General features: G+C 39.9%; 1 pseudogene. It reads right to left on the reverse strand.

The window, feature by feature from the left end:
* A pseudogene (locus HMPREF2728_RS10845) lies at window positions 1–553 on the reverse strand (mucin-binding protein); the annotation flags it as partial.
* Window positions 554–611 lie beyond the last annotated feature (58 nt).

Genomic DNA, 611 nt, shown 5'->3' on the forward strand with positions numbered 1-611 from the left:
GAACCAAGCTTCCAAGTGGTTTATAGGTAACCTTATCAGTTACTTCTGGTTGATCCGGAGTTACTGTCTTAGAGCCAGCTTCTGTCTTATCTGAGTAGTATCCATCTACAACTGGAACAGTAACCTTGCCATAGGTGTGACTAGTTTCAGTCCATGTTGTAGTTCCATCAGCTTGTTTTTCTTTACCAGCAAATGTGAAGTCGTTTTGGACATTGGCAGCCGGAGTCTTGTCACCTGCTCCTTTAAAGGTTACAGTTTGTTTAGTTGGTTTTGTCACATCATTTACGATTGGTACGTAGATGATTGGTGTATCTCGTGAAATACGATCTGGATCACTTTCATCATTTGGTTCAATCGTTTTATCAACTATATTGTAACCCCAAGCTTGTGGTTGTTCTTCCTTAATCTTGTATCCAGCTGGAGCATCAGGAATCTTAGTTTCTGCTGCTTCTGTAGGATTGAATGGATTATTTTCATAAGTCTTAGATGCTGAACCTGGAATAACATTTCCCGATTCATCTACTTGGATAATTTTTCCTAATGGTTTATACACAACGTGATCTGTTACTTCTGGTTGATCCGGAGTCACTGTCTTAGATCCAGCTTCTGTC

It is taken from the genome of Streptococcus sp. HMSC061D10 (genome assembly GCF_001808865.1).
Taxonomy (GTDB): domain Bacteria; phylum Bacillota; class Bacilli; order Lactobacillales; family Streptococcaceae; genus Streptococcus.